A 20758-nucleotide genomic window follows, 5' to 3' on the forward strand; every position below is an offset into this window, starting at 1 on the left:
ATGGCCCAACCCATCAACCGGTTGAGCAAGTGGCTTCACTGCGTTTGACACCGAACATGAGCACATGGCGTCCGTGTGACCAAGTGGAATCAGCCGTCGCATGGAAGTTGGCGATTGAGCGTAAAGATGGCCCATCAGCGCTGATTTTCTCTCGTCAAAACCTAGCGCAGCAACCACGTAGCGAAGCGCAAGTTGCGGATATCGCGAAAGGTGGTTACATCCTAAAAGAGTGCGCGGGTCAGCCTGAACTTATCCTGATTGCCACTGGCTCTGAAGTTGAACTGGCGGTGAAAGCCGCAGAGCAACTTACAGCCGAAGGTAAGAAAGTGCGTGTAGTTTCGATGCCATCAACCGATGCGTTTGATAAACAAGACGCAGCCTACCGCGAAGCCGTACTACCAGCCGCCGTGACTAAGCGTATTGCAATTGAAGCAGGTATCGCGGATTTCTGGTACAAGTACGTTGGTTTTGGCGGCAAGATCATCGGTATGACTACCTTTGGTGAGTCAGCACCGGCGGATCAACTGTTCAAAATGTTCGGCTTTACGACTGAAAACGTGGTGAAACAAGCACAAGAGCTGCTTGCTTAAGTCTTCTTATTTTTAATGCAAAAGCCCAGCGAGTCATTCGCTGGGCTTTTTTGATCTTGATGTTTATGGTGCTTTCCATTCTTCAGGACAGGCTTGACGTAGCGCGTCGATAAACAGACGCAGTTTGAGCGGATGTCTGCCTGCTGGATAATGACAACTAATTTCAGTGGGTGGCGACAACCATTCTGGCAAACATGCTTGCACACTGTTTGGGTGCGCTTGTTCAAAGCCTTTGGCAAACCATGTCGGCAGTAAGCCGATGCCTCTTCCTTTGGCTATCGCATCCGCTTGCATAGCTAAATTATCACTCTGCAAGCGGCTTGTGAGCGCAGGTAAAAGATAGCTGCCGTGAATAGGATGGATGAGAGCCAAAGCTTCTTGGCGAAAAGCGATAAAATCAATCCAAGGATGTTTGACTAGATCTTGTGGATGCTCTGGCATGTCGTTATTGGCAAGATAGTGTGGCGACGCATAAGGTGAATATTGCCAATGGCCGAGCAATTCACGTCTCCAGCCTTGTTGAGCAAACGGGCCAATCCAAATCAATAAATCAGGCTCAAGATGCGACTCTTCTGCCACATATTGGCTGTAGAGTCGAATGTTGATTTCGGTGTGGGTTTGCATGAATTCATCCAATACATTGCTTAACCAGCCACGAATTAAGTTCGGATGAACCACCAAGGTCATTTCACCGCTGATTTGGTTATTAAACTCTTGCAGTGCTTCATGGCTTTTTTCTGCTAATTCAAGCAGTTGTTCTGTATAAACTGCAAAAACTTGCCCAGCTTTAGTCAAAGTTAGACGGTTGCCTTGCCGAGCAATTAAGGCTTGTCCGAGATCGTTTTCCAAAGACGCCAAACGTCGACTGAGGGTGGACTTAGGCTGTTCCAGCGCTTTCGCCGCCGCAGTCAGGCTTTTGTATTGACAGAGAGCATGGAAAGCTTTGATCGCACTGAAATCATGCATAAGTAAAATGGCCTTTTAATCTAATCATCACTGTGTTCCATATTTGGTATCGACCATTCCATCTGTCTATCTATCTCAATCATCAAAATTATGAATAATCCACTCCTGAAATTAATAATCATTATCATTTAAAGGAGTGGTACATGTCCAGACTCAATCCGCTGAATGTTGCAATTACTGCGGCGCTCGGGTTATTCACCTCATCACACGTGTTCGCTGAAGAAATTCAATCTTATGAGAAATTAGTGGTGACGGCGGCTGGTTTTGAACAAACACAAGCGCAGGCTCCAGCGAGTATCAGTGTGATTACACGAGAAGAGTTGCAATCACGTTATTATCGTGATGTAACCGATGCACTGCGCAGTGTGCCGGGCGTGTTGGTGACTGGAGGTGGTGACAAAACAGACATCAGCTTGCGCGGTATGAGTTCAAACTACACCTTGATGTTAGTCGATGGTAAGCGTCAATCTTCACGTCAAACTCGACCAAATAGTGATGGCCCAGGTATTGAGCAGGGATGGATGCCACCACTGCAAGCCATTGAACGAATTGAAGTGATTCGTGGCCCAATGTCGACTTTGTATGGTTCAGATGCCATTGGTGGTGTGATCAACATCATCACACGAAAAGATAATCAAGAGTGGTCAGGCAGTGTTCAGTTGGATACGGTTTTCCAAGAAAATCGCAATTCTGGCGATCAGAACGGCGTCAATTTCTTCCTGACAGGGCCACTGGCCGACAATCTTTCTCTGCAAGTTTATGGACAGAGTACCGAACGCGATGAAGATAAGATTGAACGTGGCTACCAAGACAAAAGCTTAAAAAGTTTAACTTCAAAGTTGAACTACCAACTTAATGAGCAGCATGATCTGACTTTTGAAGTGGGTACTTCCGCACAAGATCGCCGAGGCAATGTAGGGTTATCCGTGCCAACGACAGGTTGTAAAGGTGGGTGCGAAGACAGCTTAAACGAATACCGTAGAACCTATATTTCCCTTTCTCACCAAGGGGATTGGGGCGACTATGGTGTGTCGGATACTTATGTCCAACGTGAAGTAAGTAATAATAAAAGCCGTGAGATGGAGATCATCAATACGGTGGCTAAATCAAGCTTAGTGGTGCCATTGACTAACAATACGGCAACCGTAGGCATTGAGGCTTCACATTCAAAGTTAGAAGATTTCACCTCAAATAAAGCCTCTGATTTAACTCAGATTGAAAGCACTCAATGGGCGGCGTTTGTTGAAGACGAGTGGCGCATGACCGAGTCGTTTAACCTAACCTTAGGTGGCCGTGTTGACCACGATGAAAATTATGGTTCTCATTTTAGCCCAAGAGCGTATGGCGTGTGGACCATCAATCCAGCGTGGATTCTGAAAGGTGGCGTGGCCACGGGTTTCCGTTCACCGCAGCTCAGAGAAGTCACGTCAAATTGGGCGCAGGTGAGTCAAGGCGGTAATATTTACGGTAATCCAGACTTAAAACCCGAAACCTCGATTAACAAAGAGTTGGGGTTGATGTACCAAAATGGAGAGGGTCTTAACGCGAGTTTGACTTTCTTCCATAATGATTTCAAAGACAAAATTACCCGTGTTGTGTGCCCAAGCAACGTCTGTACTGCAGGCCCGAACGAGTGGGGCTCTGATCCCACCTATCGAGTGAACGTTGATGAAGCGTACACGCGAGGGGTTGAAAGTACGCTCGGTTTACCTATCACAGAAACGGTTTATTTCAACGCGAGCTATACCTTTACTGACTCAGAGCAAAAAACCGGAAAATATCAAGGTATGCCACTTGAGCAACAACCTGAACATCGCTTCAGCGCTGATATTGATTGGCAAGCGACTGACAACTTGAGCAGTTGGTTGAAGCTGACTTATCGTGGAAAAGAGAGCAACCCAGTCACTGGCCCTTCTCGTAGCAGCTTGATTGAGCCAGCTTATCAGTTCATCGATACTGGCATCACTTACGCGCTTTCTTCTCAAGTAAGCTTGAAAGGTGCGATTTACAATCTACTCGATGAAGAAGTTTCATACCAAGAATATGGCTATGTAGAAGATGGACGTCGTTATTGGTTAGGTATTGACGTTAACTTTTAAACCATCAATACCGCAAATGAAATGGCTCCCGTTTGGTGAGCCATTTTTTATGGTCATCTTTCTTGTCGTAGCCGCCGTTGCTTGTACCTTGAGTCCGTTTAGAAACAGAATCTTTTGCGACAACTGATGGCTTGGGGTGTTGCTCTTGGTCGCTATCGGTTACTATCTGTACCACGAAAAAAGTTAAGACGATGGAATGATGCTTAAAGTCGCGATCAATGGTTTTGGGCGTATCGGGCGCAACGTGCTGCGTGCGATATATGAAAGTGGAAAAAGTCAGCAGATAAAAGTGGTAGCGGTGAACGAGCTGGCGCTACCTGATGCGATGGCGCACCTACTGCAATACGACACTACTCATGGTCGATTTGGTAAAAAGATCACCAATGACCAAGAGCACATCTATGTCCACCATGGACAGGGTGAATACGATTCGATTCGAATTTTGCACCTTAGTGAAATCAAACTTCTGCCATGGCGCGATTTAGGCGTTGATATTGTGCTCGACTGCACGGGTGTGTACGGCTCAAAAGCCGATGGTTTGGAGCACATTGAGGCAGGTGCAAAGAAGGTACTCTTTTCACATCCCGGCTCACATGATCTCGATAATACGATCATTTATGGGGTCAACCATGAGACGCTAACCGCAGAACATCGCATTGTGTCAAACGGATCCTGTACCACCAACTGCATTGTACCGATTATTAAAGTGCTTGATGAAGCGTTTGGTATCGATTCAGGAACCATTACCACCATTCACTCGTCAATGAATGATCAACAAGTGATCGATGCCTACCACACCGATTTGCGTCGAACACGTTCTGCAAGCCAATCCATCATTCCAGTGGACACCAAGTTGCACAAAGGAATTGAAAGGATCTTTCCGAAATTTTCTAACAAATTTGAAGCTATATCAGTGCGCGTACCGACAGTTAATGTCACCGCGATGGATTTGAGTGTCACAATTAATACAAATGTGAAAGTTAATGACGTAAATCAAACCATTGTTAACGCATCTCAGTGTACATTACGTGGCATTGTTGACTATACTGAAGCTCCGCTTGTTTCCATCGATTTTAACCACGATCCCCATAGTGCGATTGTTGATGGTTCACAAACAAGAGTGAGCAACGGGCAGCTTGTTAAAATGCTCGTTTGGTGTGATAACGAATGGGGCTTTGCGAATCGCATGCTGGATACGGCACTCGCAATGCAAGCATCCGAGTAGTAGCAGGATGATGGAGATTTATTTATTTTCAGGCTTGAAATAAATAACTCAAATCTCCATATCGATAACCAGTTTGAAGAATTTATAGGCTCGGCAAGGTTGCCGGGTTTCCAAAAACTTTATTTATTAATATTTGAGAGGACAAACCATGTCTGTAATCAAGATGACCGACCTGGACCTAGCAGGTAAACGCGTATTTATCCGTGCTGACCTAAACGTACCAGTGAAAGATGGCAAAGTAACTTCTGATGCACGTATTCTTGCATCGCTACCAACAATTCAGCACTGCCTAGCGGCGGGCGCTAAAGTGATGGTTACTTCTCACCTAGGTCGTCCAACTGAAGGCGAATACGCGGAAGAGTTCTCTCTACTACCAGTGGTTAATTACCTGAACGACGCGCTAGATTGCGAAGTAAAACTGGCAAAAGATTACCTAGATGGCCTAGAGCTAAACGCAGGTGAGCTTGTTGTTCTAGAAAACGTTCGCTTTAACAAAGGCGAGAAAAAGAACGAAGAAGAACTATCTAAAAAGTACGCCGCTCTTTGTGACGTATTTGTGATGGATGCATTTGGTACGGCTCACCGTGCACAAGCCTCAACTCACGGCATTGGTATGCAAGCACCTATCGCTTGTGCTGGTCCACTATTGGCAGCAGAACTTGAAGCACTAGGCAAAGCCATGGATAACCCAGAGCGTCCATTAGTGGCTATCGTTGGTGGCTCAAAAGTGTCTACTAAACTAACGGTTCTAGAATCGCTATCTAAAATTGCTGACCAACTGGTTGTTGGCGGTGGTATTGCTAACACTTTCATCGCAGCAGCAGGCCACAACGTAGGTAAGTCTCTATATGAAGCAGACTTGCTTGAAACGGCTAAAAAGTTGATGAAAGAGTGTTCTATTCCAGTAGCAACAGATGTTGCTTGTGCAAAAGCCTTTGATGAAAACGCAGAAGCGGAAATCAAAAACGTGGCGGATGTTCAAGATGACGATATGATTTTCGACCTAGGTCCAGACTCAACCGCACAACTGGCTGAAATCATCGCTAACGCAAAAACCATTCTATGGAACGGTCCTGTTGGCGTATTTGAATTCAAAAACTTCGAAGCAGGTACAAAAGGTATCTCTGAAGCGATTGCGAAATCTGCAGGTTTCTCAGTGGCTGGTGGTGGTGACACACTAGCGGCAATCGACAAGTTCGGTATCAAAGCCGACGTATCTTACATCTCTACTGGCGGCGGTGCATTCCTTGAGTTTGTTGAAGGTAAAGTACTACCAGCGGTTGAAATGCTAGAAGCACGCGCGAAAGCTTAATGACTAATGAAAGCGGGAGTGATTCCCGCTTTCTTGTTTGCTGCACGTGTGTTTTTATTCTGATAGAATGACGCCAGTTGTGAGCAAACGTTTGCAAGAATTTAAACTTAACTGTTTTATTTTTAAAACGATAGAAAAAATAGGATCAAATCCATGTCTAAGATCTTCGATTTCGTAAAACCAGGCGTAATTTCTGGCGATGACGTACAGAAAGTATTTGAAGTTGCAAAACAAAATAACTTTGCTCTTCCTGCAGTAAACGTAGTGAACACTGACTCTATCAATGCGGTTCTTGAAGCTGCATCTAAAGTTAAAGCGCCAGTGGTTGTTCAGTTCTCTAACGGTGGCGCGGCTTTCTTTGCTGGTAAAGGCGTTAAACTTGCTGGTCAAGGTGCACAAATCCTAGGTGCGGTTGCTGGCGCGAAATATGTTCACGCTGTAGCAGAAACTTACGGTGTGCCTGTTATTCTTCACACTGACCACGCTGCGAAGAAACTACTTCCTTGGATCGACGGTCTACTAGACGCTGGCGAAGAGTTCTTCGCTCAAACTGGTAAGCCTCTATTCTCTTCTCATATGCTAGACCTTTCTGAAGAGTCTCTAGAAGAGAACGTTGAAACTTGTGCGAAATACCTAGAGCGTATGGCTAAAATGGGTATGACTATCGAGATCGAACTGGGTTGTACTGGTGGCGAAGAAGACGGCGTTGACAACTCAGACATGGATTCATCTGAGCTGTACACTTCTCCTGAAGACGTAGCTTACGCTTACGAGAAATTGAGCGCAGTGAGCCACCGTTTCACTATCGCAGCTTCTTTTGGTAACGTACACGGTGTTTACCAAGCGGGTAACGTGGTACTGACTCCAACTATCCTACGTGATTCACAAGCGTATGTTTCTGAGAAATTTGGCCTTCCAGCGAACTCTCTAAACTTCGTATTCCACGGTGGTTCTGGTTCTTCTGAAGCCGAGATCAAAGAGTCAATCAGCTATGGTGTTATCAAAATGAACATCGATACTGATACTCAGTGGGCAACTTGGGACGGTATCCGTCAGTACGAAGCTGAAAACCATGATTACCTACAAGGTCAAATTGGTAACCCTACGGGTGAATCTGCGCCAAACAAGAAATACTACGATCCACGCGTATGGCTACGTGCTGGTCAAGCATCGATGGTTGCTCGTTTAGAGAAAGCCTTCGCTGACCTTAATGCGATCGACGTACTATAAGTTCATTTATCTGGACTAAGTGATGAACCCGCTCAATGAGCGGGTTTTTTTATGGCCGAGATTCAGACAAAATGACTGGCGGATTGTTAAAATATTGCTTAACCTCTAACAAGCTCATATCAATGCTTCCAAGTAACTATTTGTTTTGTCAGTGTTTACATAAAACTGACTTTGCAACATAACCAAAGTGAGATATTGTGCCAAAAAACTGACACTCTGCTGTCAGTCGTTTTTTGTCTTTGATGTTCAGTGGTAACAACATTCAAAATGATTTTATAAAGAGGAAATGCAATATGTCAGGTGAATCAATGGGCATCGAAGCTCCATTAGTCGATGGTTTAGCGCAAGCCAATACTTGGCTGACCAATAATTCAGATCTTTTGATACAATACGGCGTCAATATTATTTCCGCTATTCTGATCCTATTTATCGGTAACATTGTTGTTAAAGCTGTGGCTGGAAGTGTTGCCAAGGCTCTGAAAAAGAAAGACATGGACAAAGCAGTTGTTGAGTTTGTTCATGGTCTAGTCCGTTATACGCTATTTGTGGTGGTATTAATTGCCGCTTTAGGTCGCATTGGTGTGCAAACCGCTTCTGTTGTGGCCATTATCGGTGCGGCTGGTTTGGCGGTTGGTTTAGCGCTACAAGGCTCCCTATCAAACTTTGCTGCGGGCGTTTTGATTGTGGCATTCCGCCCATTTAAATCCGGTGATTACGTGGAAGTGAGTGGTACTGCTGGATCGGTTGAATCGATTCAAATTTTTTCAACAGTACTGCGCACGCCTGACAATAAAATGGTGATTGTGCCTAATGGTTCGATCATCAGTGGCCCAATTGTTAACTATTCACGCCATGACACTCGTCGTATTGATTTGGTGATTGGTGTTTCTTATAAGTCCAATCTGCAAAAAACCAAGGAAGTGCTGGCTAAAGTAGTCGCGGCAGAGCCTCGTTTGTTGAAAGATCCTGCACCGACTATTGGTGTAATGGCCTTGGCCGATTCTTCAGTCAATTTTGTGGTTCGCCCTTGGGTGAAAACGGCAGAGTATTGGGCTGTTTATTTTGATTTGTTACAAGCCATCAAAGAAGAGTTGGATAAAGAAGGTATTGAGATCCCATTCCCACAAATGGATGTTCATCTGAATAAAATGAATTAATTCATTTTCAATCAAGTGAAAAGGGCATGAAATGATTATTCAGTTTATGCCCTTTCTTTTTGTTGGTTATACACTTACACCAGATATTGAATTGCCAGCCCTTTTGCAAGGATAAAGGCGATGCTAAACATCATTGCGGCCACGGCCATGTCTATTCCTTTCTTCACGTTAGGCTTTGAGAGCGTCGGCCCCAGTTTCGCAGCACCAATTGATAAAGAATAAAACCATACAAAAGAGGCCATCATGGTTCCTAGCGCAAACGCGATGCGATCATTGCCTTCAAACTGACCACCAATCGATCCCAAAATCACAACCGTATCTAAGTATAAATGTGGGTTAAGCACAGTAACGGCTAACGCGCCCAAAATAACCGTTCGTTTACCACGTGCGATCACTTCGCCATCCGATTCATTAGTGCTTGTTGAAGTGAAGGCACTCCTTAAAGAAATAAATCCATAAAATGAGAGAAAAGCAACACCGCCTAAGGTAACCGAGGTCAGTAAGATTTCGTTACTTGAGAGTAGGGCACCGCCACCAAATATACCCAGAGAAATAAAAATCACATCCAGTAGACTACAGATGGTCGCCGCCGTTAAGTGGTGATTGCGCTTAATTCCTTGGTTTAGCACATAGGCATTTTGTGCACCAATAGGAATAATCATCGTTGCACCTAATCCAAAACCTTGTAGCAAAATCCACACATTCACAGCTCACCTCATCTTAATCATTCAATACAGTGAGCGCACAATAGCGAGAGTATAAAAATAAGTATAATTAATGATTTTAATATTATATTAGTAATACTAATAATCATAAAAAGGAGCCTTGGATGAGAGGGCTAGATTACAAATGGATTGAGGCATTAGATGCGGTACTGCAACAAGGAAGCTTTGAACGAGCTGCTGAAAATCTCTATATTTCACAATCGGCTATTTCTCAAAGAATCAAGCAATTAGAGAGATTTATCGCCCAACCGGTCCTGATTCGAGAGCAGCCACCAAGGCCAACGCTGGTGGGAAAAAAATTGCTAGGGCTGTATCGTAGGGTGTGTTTGCTTGAAAATGAACTGGTGCCTGAATTGATGAATGAGGAGAATACGCGGCCTGTTTCAATAGCTATTGCCACTAATGCGGACAGTTTGGCCACTTGGTTACTTCCTGCGTTATCGAATACGATGAAAACGCGGCAAGTTGAGTTGAACCTGACGGTTTTCGGTGAGTCACGTACGATCGAAAAAATTAAAAATGGCGAAGTAGCTGGCGCAATAAGCTTAGAATCGCAAGCCATTCCTGGTTGTCATGCTGACTACTTAGGCCGAATGGACTATGTGTGTGTTGCCAGCCCGGAGTTTTATCAGCGTTATTTTTCTCAAGGTGTGAACTTTCATACTTTAAAAAAAGCACCAGCGGTATCGTATGATCAGTATGATGATCTGCATAAAAAATATTTGCATGATCACTTCAATGTGCCAAGAGATGCCGTCATAAACCATACCGTGGGTAGTTCAGAAGCCTTTGTTAAATTAGCCCTATCCGGTGCGGCGTATTGTTTGATCCCCCGCTTACAGATAGCACAAGAGCTCGAAATAGGCACGCTTACCGATATTACACCAGGGTTCATTTTAACCAACCGTATTTATTGGCATCATTGGCAGTTAGAAACGGGAATATTACAGGAAATTTCTCAGGCCATCGTTCAATATGCTCGCCAAGTGTTGCCGCAATGACAAAAGTTCAACGTCAAAGTTGTGTCATTTCATAAGCTATTAACTGTGCTTATATAGAGTATCGCCTATGATGTATTCACCCATTTGAGTAAGGTAACTCCCATGAAATTAATGACAAGTGTAACGCTATTATCTGGATTGCTCAGTTTTGGTTCTATGGCGCAGGAAATGAATTTTCCTCATCTTTCAACGACAGGTTATGGTGAAGTCGTTGCGGCACCTGATATGGCTGAGTTTTCAGTTAAAGTGGTTGAATCGACGCTGACGGCGGAGCAGGCAAAAAGAGCGGTCGACAAAGTGGTAGAAGCATTTGTGGCGCGTTTGAAAGAATCCGGTGTGACTTCCCAACAAATATCGAGTTCAAATCTCTACCTTGCCCCTCAATATCACTACCCTAAGTCCGGTAAGCCTGAGTTAGTGGGTTATCAAGCAACAAGAAGTGTCACGGTTGAGGTTGAAGATTTAAGCCAGCTTAATCAATACCTTGATGTAGCGCTCGGTGAGGGCATTAACCAAGTCGACAATATTCAACTTAAAGTTCGGAATCAAGATCAATACCAGCAACAAGCTCGGCTAGCGGCGATTCAAGATGCGAATACCAAAGCACTATCATTGGCGGAAGGATTTAAGTTGAAATTAGGTGATGTGTGGCAGATAGACTACAACTCGCCCAGCGTGCAGCCGATTATGATGCGTGCTATGGCAATGGATGCAAAATCTGAATCTAATAGTTACCAAGACTCGACGCTTATTATTCGCGATAGGGTGGACGTAGTCTATCAATTAAACAACTAAGCCCTTACCTAAGCTACTGATTGATTGGTTAATTTAAAATGGATAAAAACGAGCCTTTACTTCCATAAATTGATTGTATTATTAATCGGTAGCTTTTTGTTTTGTCTATTTTTTAAGATGCTATAATCCGCTCATCACTATTTAGGGTTAATATTTAGACAAGTCATGAGATACACAAAAATAATCAGCATCCTTCTCATCATTTGTTTCTTATTCAGCGCAATAGTGACTGGGTATTACTATCAGCGCTACCAAGAAGTGAAAGACAACGCAACGCAAAACACGGTAGCGGAGGCGTTTGATCAACTCAATGAAAGTGAGCGACAGTATCGGGGGTTGAAAGCTCAGGTCGGTTCCATTATTGATTTGCTTAGTCGAAGCCAAAGTTTGTATGAATTTATTTTTTCTCCTTCAGAGATAAACCAGCAGCATCTTGAAAATATATGGTCTTCGGTTGCTGAAAAGCAGACATGGTACAGTTCGATTACACTTTTGGATTTATCTGGGCATGAGCGACTTCGTATTGATTATTCTGCGGACAACCATTTAGCCTCTAGTGCAAAAAATCTTCAAGACCTGTCACATCATGGTTATGTTGCCTTTGCAGAAAACCTGTCAGAGGGAGAAGTGGGGGTTTGGGGCATTGCATTGGCTAGTGCTCGAAGTGCTGCGGCTATACAGCCGATGCTATGTGTGATTACGCCAGTTACCGTATTAGGGGAACGAAAAGGCTATTTAGTCCTCAATGTTGATATTTGGTCACAATCTTCGCGTTTAAATCATGTCCGTGATCCACAATTAACTCCTGAGCTGATCGGCGATTCAGGTTTCTATTGGTCTTCCAACGATAAAACCAAATTATTTGGAGACTTATTACCGTCCAATCAATACGAGAATCTTGCACTTCTGCTACCGAAAACTTGGCAGCAGATGCAGACAACTCCTTCTGGCTATGTATTCGAAAATGGCAAGGTTACGGTTTATAAAACCCTTAAATTTGCTTCATTGAAACCTGTTTTTTTGATGATTCAACTCACCGATGAGCAATTAGATCATCGAGCGAAGCGTGACGTCAACGATTTAATCAAAGAAGCTTTTTTTGTCTTCTTCGTTATACTCATTTTTGCGCTTCCCATGGTTTCTATGGCGTTGCATTACCATCATCGAAGTATTGAAAGCAAATTGGCAAGAGCGGCCTTGAATGGTATGTCTGCAGTGATGATCTCAGACAGAAAGCACAAAGTGATGATGGTTAATGGCGAATTTGAAAAGATTACCGGTCTGACTATTGACGAGATAAAAGGCAGTAACGCATTAAAGTTACTGCTCAGTCCAAATGGTATGGAGTTTATGCTCGAGGTGCTTGAAGAGGTATCGCAGCAACATTTCTGGGAAGGTGAAGTAGAAATGGTCAATACACAAGGTGAGACGCTAACCGCCATCATGAGAATTCAAGCGATTAAAGAGGCGACTAAAGTCAGTTATTACATCACCTCTTTAGTCGATATTACTCAGTACAAAGTCTTAGAAAACCGATTGCGAGAATTGAGTGAAAAAGATGCGTTAACTCAGCTATGGAATCGGCGTAAATTTGAAGCAGAATTGCAGCATCATACGCACATCATTCAACGTTATCCCGAAAGCCATCATGTTTGTCTCGTCTTAATTGATATTGATTACTTTAAACGAGTGAATGATGAACAAGGACATGATGAAGGTGATCGCGTCATTATTAAAGTTGGTGAAATTTTGAGCCAAACATTGCGTACCACGGATTTTCTGGCACGTATTGGCGGTGAAGAGTTTGCGATTATTATGCCGCATACTTCTGTAGAAGAAGCCGAGACTGTCCTAGACCGATTACGAGTAGCGGTAGAGCAAAGCCTCACCGTGACTATCAGCGCTGGCTTTACTGACTTAACCGCAGATGGTAAACGCTCGTATAAATGCGCTGACATTGCTTTATATGAGGCGAAAACCTTAGGGCGAAATCGAATTTCACTGTGCAAAAGCAGTGATGATCTTGCTTAAGGCATACCACAAAGAGTGATGGGTTTGGCAAGTAAAGCGTAAATAGCGAAAATAAAAAATCGGGGCAAGCCCCGATTTTTTCTGCTTTGTATTCGACGTTCGATTATAGAACGTGAACAGAAGCTGTGTTGGTTGTACCTGAGGCAACAAGTGCACCAGAAACCATCACTACGATGTCACCCTTCTTGCCTAGACCAGAAGCCAGTGCAATCTCTTTACCATTGATGTAGAACGCATCAGTGCTGTCGATAGTATCAACAACAACCGGTGTTACACCTTTAGTTAGAACGAGTTGAGCCGCCGTTTTCTTGTTAGTAGTTACAGCAATGATGTTCGCAGTTGGGAAGTACTTACGCACTGAACGAGCTGATTTACCCGCTTCAGTTGCGACCACGATAAGTGGAGCCGCCAATTTCTCAGCAGTATCTACTGCACCTTTACATACGGCTTCAGTAATGCGTAGGCGTGGGCTGTCTAAACGAGAACCCAACTCAGCTTGTAGAACGCGGTCAGTACGAGCACAGATTTGCGCCATGATAGTGACCGCTTCAACAGGGTATTTACCTTTTGCTGTTTCGCCAGAAAGCATCACTGCATCTGTACCATCCATTACCGCGTTGGCTACGTCGCCAGCTTCTGCGCGAGTTGGACGTGGGTTCTTGATCATTGAATCAAGCATTTGAGTTGCTGTGATAACCACTTTACGTGCGCGGTTACATTTTTCGATCATCATCTTCTGTGCAAAGATAACTTCTTCAGCAGGGATCTCAACACCTAGGTCGCCACGAGCAACCATGATACCGTCAGAAAGCTCAAGAATTTCGTCGAAGTTATCAACGCCTTCTTGGTTTTCAATTTTAGAGATGATTTGGATATCTGCGCCGCCGTTTGCTGTTAGCAGTTCGCGGATTTCACGTACGTCGTCAGCTTTACGAATGAAAGAAGCTGCAACAAAATCAACGCCTTGCTCACAACCAAATTTAAGGTCTGCTTTATCTTTTTCAGAAAGAGCTGGAAGGTTCACTGATACGTTAGGAAGGTTAACACCTTTGTTTTCACCTAGCGCGCCGTTGTTCAGCACTTTACATTTCACTTCAGTTTCTGTGGTTGCAATCACTTCCATTTCAATCAGGCCGTCATCAACCAAAATTTTGTTACCTACAGTAAGGTCTTTAGCAAAACCTAAGTAAGTCACGGCAACTTTATCTTTGTTACCTACAACAGTTGCATCAGTAGTGAAAGTGAAATCCTGGCCAGCCACGAGATCAACGTCATCACCATTTTCTAGTTTGATGGTACGGATTTCAGGACCTTTAGTGTCTAAAAGGATCGCAAGCTGTTTACCAGTGTTTTCCATTACTTTACGGAAGTTCGCAATACGAGTGCCGTGTTCTACGAAGTCACCGTGAGAGAAGTTCAAACGCATAACGTTCATGCCAGCATTCACTAGCTCAGTAAGCTTCTCTACAGATTCAGTTTTAGGGCCAATCGTACATACGATTTTGGTCTTTTTCATGGAAGGTTCTCTCCGGTAAATATGATTACAATTTGAAGTTGGTTGAGTGTTCTAGCGTCATCACAAGCGGCAATTTTTCTTATCTATTACCCAACAATATTGATGTGATTTTGTGACATTAGAGCTGAAAGTCTTTCAACAGTTTAGTCATTTTATGACCAAGCATTGTCGATTTTATAGCGTTATTTTGCCACTTATTGAGTTTAAATCGGTTAAGTTGCAAAAGAATAACAGTCAATTCTGTAATTTTTTTTCTTTTCGGCGCGAATTCTACCACCTAATGAGTTCAATATCACTGCCTAAGAATTGTCTTAGGACAAGGTTTTAGCGTGAATTATTAATTTTTTAGATCGAAATAAATAGACAATAAAGTTTCGATTCGATTAATATTGCTTTCGATTCGTAATATTGAAGAAAAATATAAATGTCGAAACGAAATACACAACTGAGAAGACACACCATCGCTAACCTTGTGAATGAACAGGGTGAGGTCAGTGTTGATGCACTCTCTGCTCAGTTTGAAACCTCAGAGGTGACGATTAGAAAGGATTTGGCCTCTTTAGAGAAAAACGGTCAACTCTTACGCCGTTACGGTGGTGCGATTGCACTGCCTAAAGAGGTGGTCAATGATGAGTTTAATCCTAAAGTTTCGAATCGAAAGATAAAGCTGGCTAAGGCGGCGGCTAAGTTAATTCGAGACCACAATCGCATCGTTATTGACTGTGGTAGTACTACGGCAGCATTAATTCAGCAACTGAATGATAAACGCGGTTTGGTTGTGATGACCAACTCATTGCACGTAGCGAATGCCCTTAATGAACTAGAAAGTGAACCGACACTATTAATGACGGGCGGTACTTGGGATACCCATTCCGAGTCCTTTCAGGGCAAAGTGGCTGAATCGGTACTGCGTTCTTACGATTTTGACCAACTGTTTATTGGCGCTGACGGTATTGATCTTGAACGTGGCACCACCACCTTCAATGAACTGATTGGCCTGAGCAAAGTGATGGCCGAAGTCTCACGAGAAGTGATCGTGATGATCGAATCAGACAAAGTTGGCCGAAAAATTCCCAACCTTGAGCTCGCTTGGGAGCATATCGACGTGTTAGTGACCGATAACGATCTAACCGTTCAAGATGCCGCATTGATTGAATCGCACCAAGTGCGAGTGATCCGAGCCTAATTAACCCCTATTCAACCATTCCTAAATAAAGGCCTTCGCTTGCGGCTTTAGGGATGAAGCATAAATCTAAAATGGAGTAAAAACCTTATGTGTGGAATCGTCGGTGCAGTAGCACAACGAGATGTGGCTGAAATTTTAGTGGAAGGACTACGCCGCTTGGAATACCGCGGCTATGATTCAGCCGGTGTTGCTGTGGTGGATAGTGCGAGTCAATTAACGCGCGTTCGTCGTTTAGGCAAAGTGCAAGAGCTAGCCGATGCAGTCGAAAAACAACATATTGCCGGAGGCACTGGCATTGCGCACACACGCTGGGCGACACACGGTGAACCTTCCGAAATTAATGCTCACCCACACATGTCGGGCGATATTGCGGTTGTGCATAACGGCATTATCGAAAACCATGAAACGCTACGTGACGTTCTGCGTGAACGCGGCTACCTTTTTGAATCGCAAACCGATACCGAAGTGATTGCTCACCTTGTTGAGTGGGAACTGCGCACGGCCAGTTCACTGCTTGAAGCGGTGCAAAAAACGGTTAAACAACTCGAGGGTGCTTACGGTACTGTGGTACTTGATCGCAAAGATCCAAGCCGTGTTGTGGTTGCTCGCTCTGGTAGCCCGATCGTGATCGGTTTTGGTGTCGGTGAGAATTTCTTAGCTTCAGACCAATTAGCTTTGCTGAATGTTACACGCCGCTTTATGTATCTTGAAGAGGGTGATGTCGCGGAAGTTACGCGCCGCGATGTGACGGTTTTTGCTGCAAACGGCGAACAGGTGACGCGTGAAATTAGCGAATCTAACGCAGAGCACGACGCTGGCGATAAAGGTAAATATCGTCATTTCATGCAAAAAGAGATCTTTGAACAGCCAACGGCATTGATTAACACCATGGAAGGCCGTATCACCAAAGACAGCGTAGTGACAGAAAGCATTGGCGTGAACGCTGCCGAAATTCTTAGCCAAGTGGAACACGTACAAATCGTCGCTTGCGGAACGTCGTACAACGCAGGCATGACAGCGCGTTACTGGTTTGAAGCATTGGCAGGCGTGAGTTGCGATGTGGAAATTGCCTCTGAATTCCGCTATCGAAAATTTGTCACTCGTCCAAATAGCTTGTTGATCACGCTTTCTCAATCCGGTGAAACGGCAGATACCTTAGCCGCTTTGCGCTTGGCGAAAGAAAAAGGCTACATGGCCGCGATGACTATTTGTAACGTAGCGGGTTCTTCGCTGGTTCGTGAATCTGACTTTGCATTCATGACTCGCGCCGGAACAGAGATTGGTGTGGCATCAACCAAAGCCTTCACTACTCAGCTTGTAACCTTGTTAATGTTAGTGACCGCTCTTGGTAAACAAAAGCAGTGCATTAATAAAGAAAAAGAGGCGGAAATAGTTGAAGCACTGCATGCACTGCCTGCACAAATTAATGCAGCCCTTGCCTATGAAAAGCAGATTGAAGCACTGGCTGAAGATTTCGCAGATAAACACCACACTCTATTCCTAGGTCGTGGTGAGTTTTACCCTATCGCGCTTGAAGCATCATTAAAGCTGAAGGAAATCTCTTACATTCATGCTGAAGCATACGCAGCGGGCGAATTAAAGCACGGCCCATTAGCACTGATTGATGCTGATATGCCCGTTGTCGTGGTTGCGCCAAATAACGAGCTGTTAGAGAAGCTAAAATCGAACATTGAAGAAGTACGTGCTCGTGGCGGTTTGCTGTATGTGTTTGCCGATCAAGACGCTGGCTTTGCGGCTGATGAAACAATGAAAATCATCACCATGCCACACGTGAGTGAAATTACCGCGCCGATCTACTACACCATTCCAATGCAGCTTCTTTCTTACTATGTCGCATTGATCAAAGGCACGGATGTCGATCAACCTCGTAATCTGGCCAAAGCCGTAACGGTTGAGTGATACAAGGTGGTTAGAGCGCATATTGTCGGAAGACAATAAAGTTTGATCGTTTTTCTTTGCTCAAACACTTGGCCGAGGTGATGTAAACAAGCGACTCGGCACAAATCCGCTTCTGCCACTTAATGCTTTTAAAGTAGATGCTCATAACGCTTTTGTTCCTCCCCCTTTTAGGGGGAGGGAATCAGTTTTGTGAGCGTTGGGAGCATGCCATTTTTAATTTGAAAGCGCCCCTGATAGTGCTATCCAACATGCGAAACTCAGCTCTGTTTTCTTCAAAAGGAGTGCTAGGTTGGGGGAGTGTGTTATAGGGATACCTCCCCTTAAAAAGAGGAGGTATAAACAACCCGAACAACAGAGTTAAAGCGTGTGATGGGTGAGGTATTCGTATGCTTCCTTAGTGCCCATGTAGCGGCTTAAGCTGCGCACCGGAACGTTGCGTAAATCGACCACAATCAAGCCATCTAACGAATCATTAAAATCAGGGTCTACGTTAAAACTGACTAACTTGCCATTTAAACCGAGGTATTGACGCAGTAGCACCGGTACGCTTTTCCCTTCATCCAACCGGGCAATCACTTTTGAAAGCAGCTGTAAATCAGCCAATGCACTCAGCAAACTGGCATTCCAAGGAGCTTGTTGCTTGGGGAGTGGGTTACTTGCCTCTACCAAATGGGCGTGTTGGTTATTGTAGTAGTGCTGCGTCATTGTATCGGCTAATAAACGGCGCGCACTTTCACTGTAATCATTGCTGATACTTACGGGGCCAAATAGGTGCGTATAGTGCGGGTTTCGGTGCACATAGGTTGCGATTCCCTTCCAAAGCAGCAATAGCGGAGCCATACTTTTTTGATACTCAATGTCGACGACTGAACGCCCCATTTCAATTGCATTACCTATGGTATTGAGAAAGCGGTGGTCATACTGAAACAGCGTTCGTGAGTACAAACCTGCAATACCGCTTATCGGCACAATACGGTCGACTAAGCCTAAACGGTAAGCTCCGACCAATTTCTGCGCTTCGCGATCCCAAATGAATAGATGCAGGTAGTTGCGATCGTATTGATCGATATCGAGCTCGGTGCCAGTGCCTTCACCTACCAGCCTGAAATTGTGCTCTCGCACTCGTCCTATTTCGTGCAGTAACGAGGGGATGTTTTCTGCGCTGGTACAATACACATCGAATTCGTTATGCCTTAATAGATGATCAGAAAAAGAAAGCTGCTCAATATCGTGTAACAAAGCGCTTAGGGGGAGCCGCTGTGCAATGGATTGTAACGGCTCATCATTGGTTTCATTGCGCTTGGTTGGGTTGATGTGGCTTAAAAGGTAGGTGTTTAGCCTTAAATAGCTGACCAGTGTCTCATCACACAGATGTTGGATTTCTTTATGATTGATCGCATCGCCAATGGCGATTTCGATACGCTGATGCTTTTTATTGAGCAGTTCACGGCCCAACATTAACGTTCTTAGTAGCGGGTGGATTTTTCCGGCCATGTAAAAGCGTTTCGAATTTTGCCCGTTGATGAACACAGGTAACGCCGTCGCTTGATGCTTTTGTATCAGTCGGCTGACTGAACGGCTCCACTGTTTGTCTTCCAGTTTCTGCGTTTTACTATCAACCAATTGTGACACTTCGCCCGCAGGAAACATCAATAGTAGCCCTCCTTGAGCAAGGTGTTTATTGGCGGCTCTCAAGGCTTGCATATTCGCTTTTTGCGCGGCTTTGTCTTCAAAAACATCCACACCAATGAACAGTGAATCTAACTCTGGTACGGTTTTTAAATAGTGATTGGCTAATATCTGCACGTCTGAGCGAATTGAAAGCAGCATCTCAGCCAGAATAACGCCTTCCACACAACCAAGTGGGTGATTTGCAACAACGACTGTCGCGCCTTGAGTGGGAACTTGAGCTAATGATCCTTTCACCACTTGGTAGTCAATACCCAATACCTCTAACGTAAAACGCAAAAATGTTGCGGTATCGCAATGGGGTGGGCGTTGTGCATAAAACTTATCTAAACGAGTTAGGCCTGTCGCCCACTCAGTGAAGTGTTCGCCTAGTCCAAACGGCGTTTTTCTCGGTAATTTAAAAGGGCTTATCGTGAGCATAGCAACCTCGCATTTTATGCTTTGTGCTTATGCTAGAGAGGGAAGATGACAATCTGGCTGCGATTAAGTGAGTAATTGATGGCTCTTTTTTTACAGTTTAATGAAACCCGTCTCAAATTGGAGATGAACTAGAATCTTGGATGCAACAATGATTTTTTAGTAAAACTAAATAATTTATTGCTCACAAAATGAAGCAAATTTGTGTTGATGCGACATTTTTGGTGTTAGCTTGTAATGGCTGTAAAAAATATAAAAATGTCAATTGAACCTTTGTTTTGCTGATCTGGAATAGACGGGAGCTTCGTGCTCCCGTTGCTGTTTTTAGCGCGAGGTTGCTTATTTCTTTTCTTCTTTATTTTGCCTTGCTGCCAATCCAGCCATTTAAAAAGAGACTTTACCGCGCAATGATTTATTGGCCGCTATCCGTTTTTTCTCGTCAACTCGCCGACGTTGAGAACTTTTTGTCGGTTTGGTTGCCCGGCGCGGTTTTTCTATCACCATCGCAGAAAGAATAATCTCTTTGAGACGTTTGAGTGCATCTTCTTTATTCAGCTCTTGGGTGCGGTGAGATTGCGCTTTGAGGACAATAACGCCCTCTTTGGTCATTCTGGAATCTGGTCTTTCGAGTAATTTTTGTTTGTAGATGTCCGGTAACGTTGAGCGTCTGATGTCAAAACGTAAGTGGATCGCACTGGAGACTTTATTGACGTTTTGCCCGCCATTTCCGGCTGCACGAATCGCAGTAAGTTCGATTTCCCAGTCTGCCAGTTCAATAGTGTTGGATAGTTTGAGCATACAACCAAAGTAAAAATGTGTTCAATCCGCATTCTAGTTGAGGTGGCTAAGGTTATCTACCGCAGATTGTGGCTAGATTAGGAAAAGCGATACAGAGTGAC

At 44.2% G+C, this 20758-nt stretch carries 16 protein-coding genes; 11 read left to right on the forward strand and 5 right to left on the reverse strand.

Annotated elements, in window-relative coordinates; translation table 11 throughout:
- Positions 1-590 (forward strand): transketolase-like TK C-terminal-containing protein (locus AACQ42_RS12760; RefSeq protein WP_303396283.1); only part of this gene is annotated, 590 nt, incomplete at its 5' end.
- Positions 591-653: 63 nt separating this feature from the next.
- On the opposite strand, the gene AACQ42_RS12765 is transcribed toward AACQ42_RS12760, so the two are convergent.
- Entirely contained in the window at positions 654-1556 is a 903-nt protein-coding gene (locus tag AACQ42_RS12765; RefSeq protein ID WP_019282284.1) for a LysR family transcriptional regulator, read from the reverse strand.
- Positions 1557-1699: 143 nt separating this feature from the next.
- Between AACQ42_RS12765 and AACQ42_RS12770 the strand changes: the two genes are divergently transcribed.
- From AACQ42_RS12770 to mscS, 5 genes are all read left to right on the forward strand, one after another.
- Complete coding sequence (locus tag AACQ42_RS12770) at positions 1700-3655, forward strand: ligand-gated channel protein (RefSeq protein ID WP_094164805.1); 1956 nt, start codon at positions 1700-1702, stop codon at positions 3653-3655.
- A gap of 199 nt (positions 3656-3854) precedes the next feature.
- Entirely contained in the window at positions 3855-4880 is a 1026-nt protein-coding gene (gene epd / locus AACQ42_RS12775; protein WP_094164806.1) for an erythrose-4-phosphate dehydrogenase, read from the forward strand.
- A gap of 148 nt (positions 4881-5028) precedes the next feature.
- Positions 5029-6192: a phosphoglycerate kinase gene (locus tag AACQ42_RS12780; RefSeq protein ID WP_026027969.1), complete on the forward strand. Its 1164-nt coding sequence runs from the start codon at positions 5029-5031 to the stop codon at positions 6190-6192.
- Between the two features lie 153 nt (positions 6193-6345).
- Positions 6346-7422, forward strand: a complete 1077-nt coding sequence (gene fbaA / locus AACQ42_RS12785) for a class II fructose-bisphosphate aldolase (RefSeq protein WP_013857804.1) — start codon at positions 6346-6348, stop codon at positions 7420-7422.
- 293 nt (positions 7423-7715) lie between these two features.
- The gene (gene mscS, locus AACQ42_RS12790) at positions 7716-8579 is read left to right on the forward strand and encodes a small-conductance mechanosensitive channel MscS (protein ID WP_026028483.1); all 864 of its coding nucleotides are present in this window, start codon (positions 7716-7718) and stop codon (positions 8577-8579) included.
- A 74-nt stretch (positions 8580-8653) separates the two neighbouring features.
- Here the strand turns inward: mscS and AACQ42_RS12795 are convergent, their stop codons facing one another.
- Positions 8654-9286, reverse strand: a complete 633-nt coding sequence (locus tag AACQ42_RS12795) for a LysE/ArgO family amino acid transporter (RefSeq protein WP_094164807.1) — start codon at positions 9284-9286, stop codon at positions 8654-8656.
- Positions 9287-9408: 122 nt separating this feature from the next.
- On the opposite strand from AACQ42_RS12795, the gene AACQ42_RS12800 reads away from it, so the two are divergent.
- The 3 genes from AACQ42_RS12800 to AACQ42_RS12810 all read left to right on the forward strand — a co-directional run bounded on the left by AACQ42_RS12800 (position 9409) and on the right by AACQ42_RS12810 (position 13131).
- Complete coding sequence (locus AACQ42_RS12800; protein WP_017045436.1) at positions 9409-10305, forward strand: LysR family transcriptional regulator ArgP; 897 nt, start codon at positions 9409-9411, stop codon at positions 10303-10305.
- 102 nt (positions 10306-10407) lie between these two features.
- Complete coding sequence (locus AACQ42_RS12805) at positions 10408-11100, forward strand: oxidative stress defense protein (protein ID WP_038169970.1); 693 nt, start codon at positions 10408-10410, stop codon at positions 11098-11100.
- 165 nt (positions 11101-11265) lie between these two features.
- Entirely contained in the window at positions 11266-13131 is a 1866-nt protein-coding gene (locus AACQ42_RS12810) for a sensor domain-containing diguanylate cyclase (protein WP_017047510.1), read from the forward strand.
- Between the two features lie 103 nt (positions 13132-13234).
- Here the strand turns inward: AACQ42_RS12810 and pykF are convergent, their stop codons facing one another.
- On the reverse strand, positions 13235-14647 hold the full coding sequence (gene pykF / locus AACQ42_RS12815; protein ID WP_026027602.1) for a pyruvate kinase PykF: 1413 nt from the start codon (positions 14645-14647) through the stop codon (positions 13235-13237).
- 424 nt (positions 14648-15071) lie between these two features.
- Between pykF and AACQ42_RS12820 the strand changes: the two genes are divergently transcribed.
- The gene (locus tag AACQ42_RS12820) at positions 15072-15833 is read left to right on the forward strand and encodes a DeoR/GlpR family DNA-binding transcription regulator (RefSeq protein WP_013857797.1); all 762 of its coding nucleotides are present in this window, start codon (positions 15072-15074) and stop codon (positions 15831-15833) included.
- 87 nt (positions 15834-15920) lie between these two features.
- Positions 15921-17753 (forward strand): glutamine--fructose-6-phosphate transaminase (isomerizing), encoded by a 1833-nt coding sequence (gene glmS / locus AACQ42_RS12825; protein WP_088731627.1) that lies wholly within the window; start codon positions 15921-15923, stop codon positions 17751-17753.
- A 357-nt stretch (positions 17754-18110) separates the two neighbouring features.
- Here glmS and AACQ42_RS12830 read toward each other — a convergent pair whose 3' ends face one another.
- Positions 18111-19862, reverse strand: a complete 1752-nt coding sequence (locus tag AACQ42_RS12830; RefSeq protein ID WP_094164808.1) for a lysophospholipid acyltransferase family protein — start codon at positions 19860-19862, stop codon at positions 18111-18113.
- 381 nt (positions 19863-20243) lie between these two features.
- The gene (gene arfB / locus AACQ42_RS12835; protein ID WP_017043428.1) at positions 20244-20657 is read right to left on the reverse strand and encodes an alternative ribosome rescue aminoacyl-tRNA hydrolase ArfB; all 414 of its coding nucleotides are present in this window, start codon (positions 20655-20657) and stop codon (positions 20244-20246) included.
- Between the last annotated feature and the right edge of the window lie 101 nt (positions 20658-20758).

The organism is Vibrio sp. V12_P9A6T4 (assembly GCF_963874835.1).
In the GTDB taxonomy this organism is placed as follows: Bacteria; Pseudomonadota; Gammaproteobacteria; order Enterobacterales; family Vibrionaceae; genus Vibrio; species Vibrio anguillarum.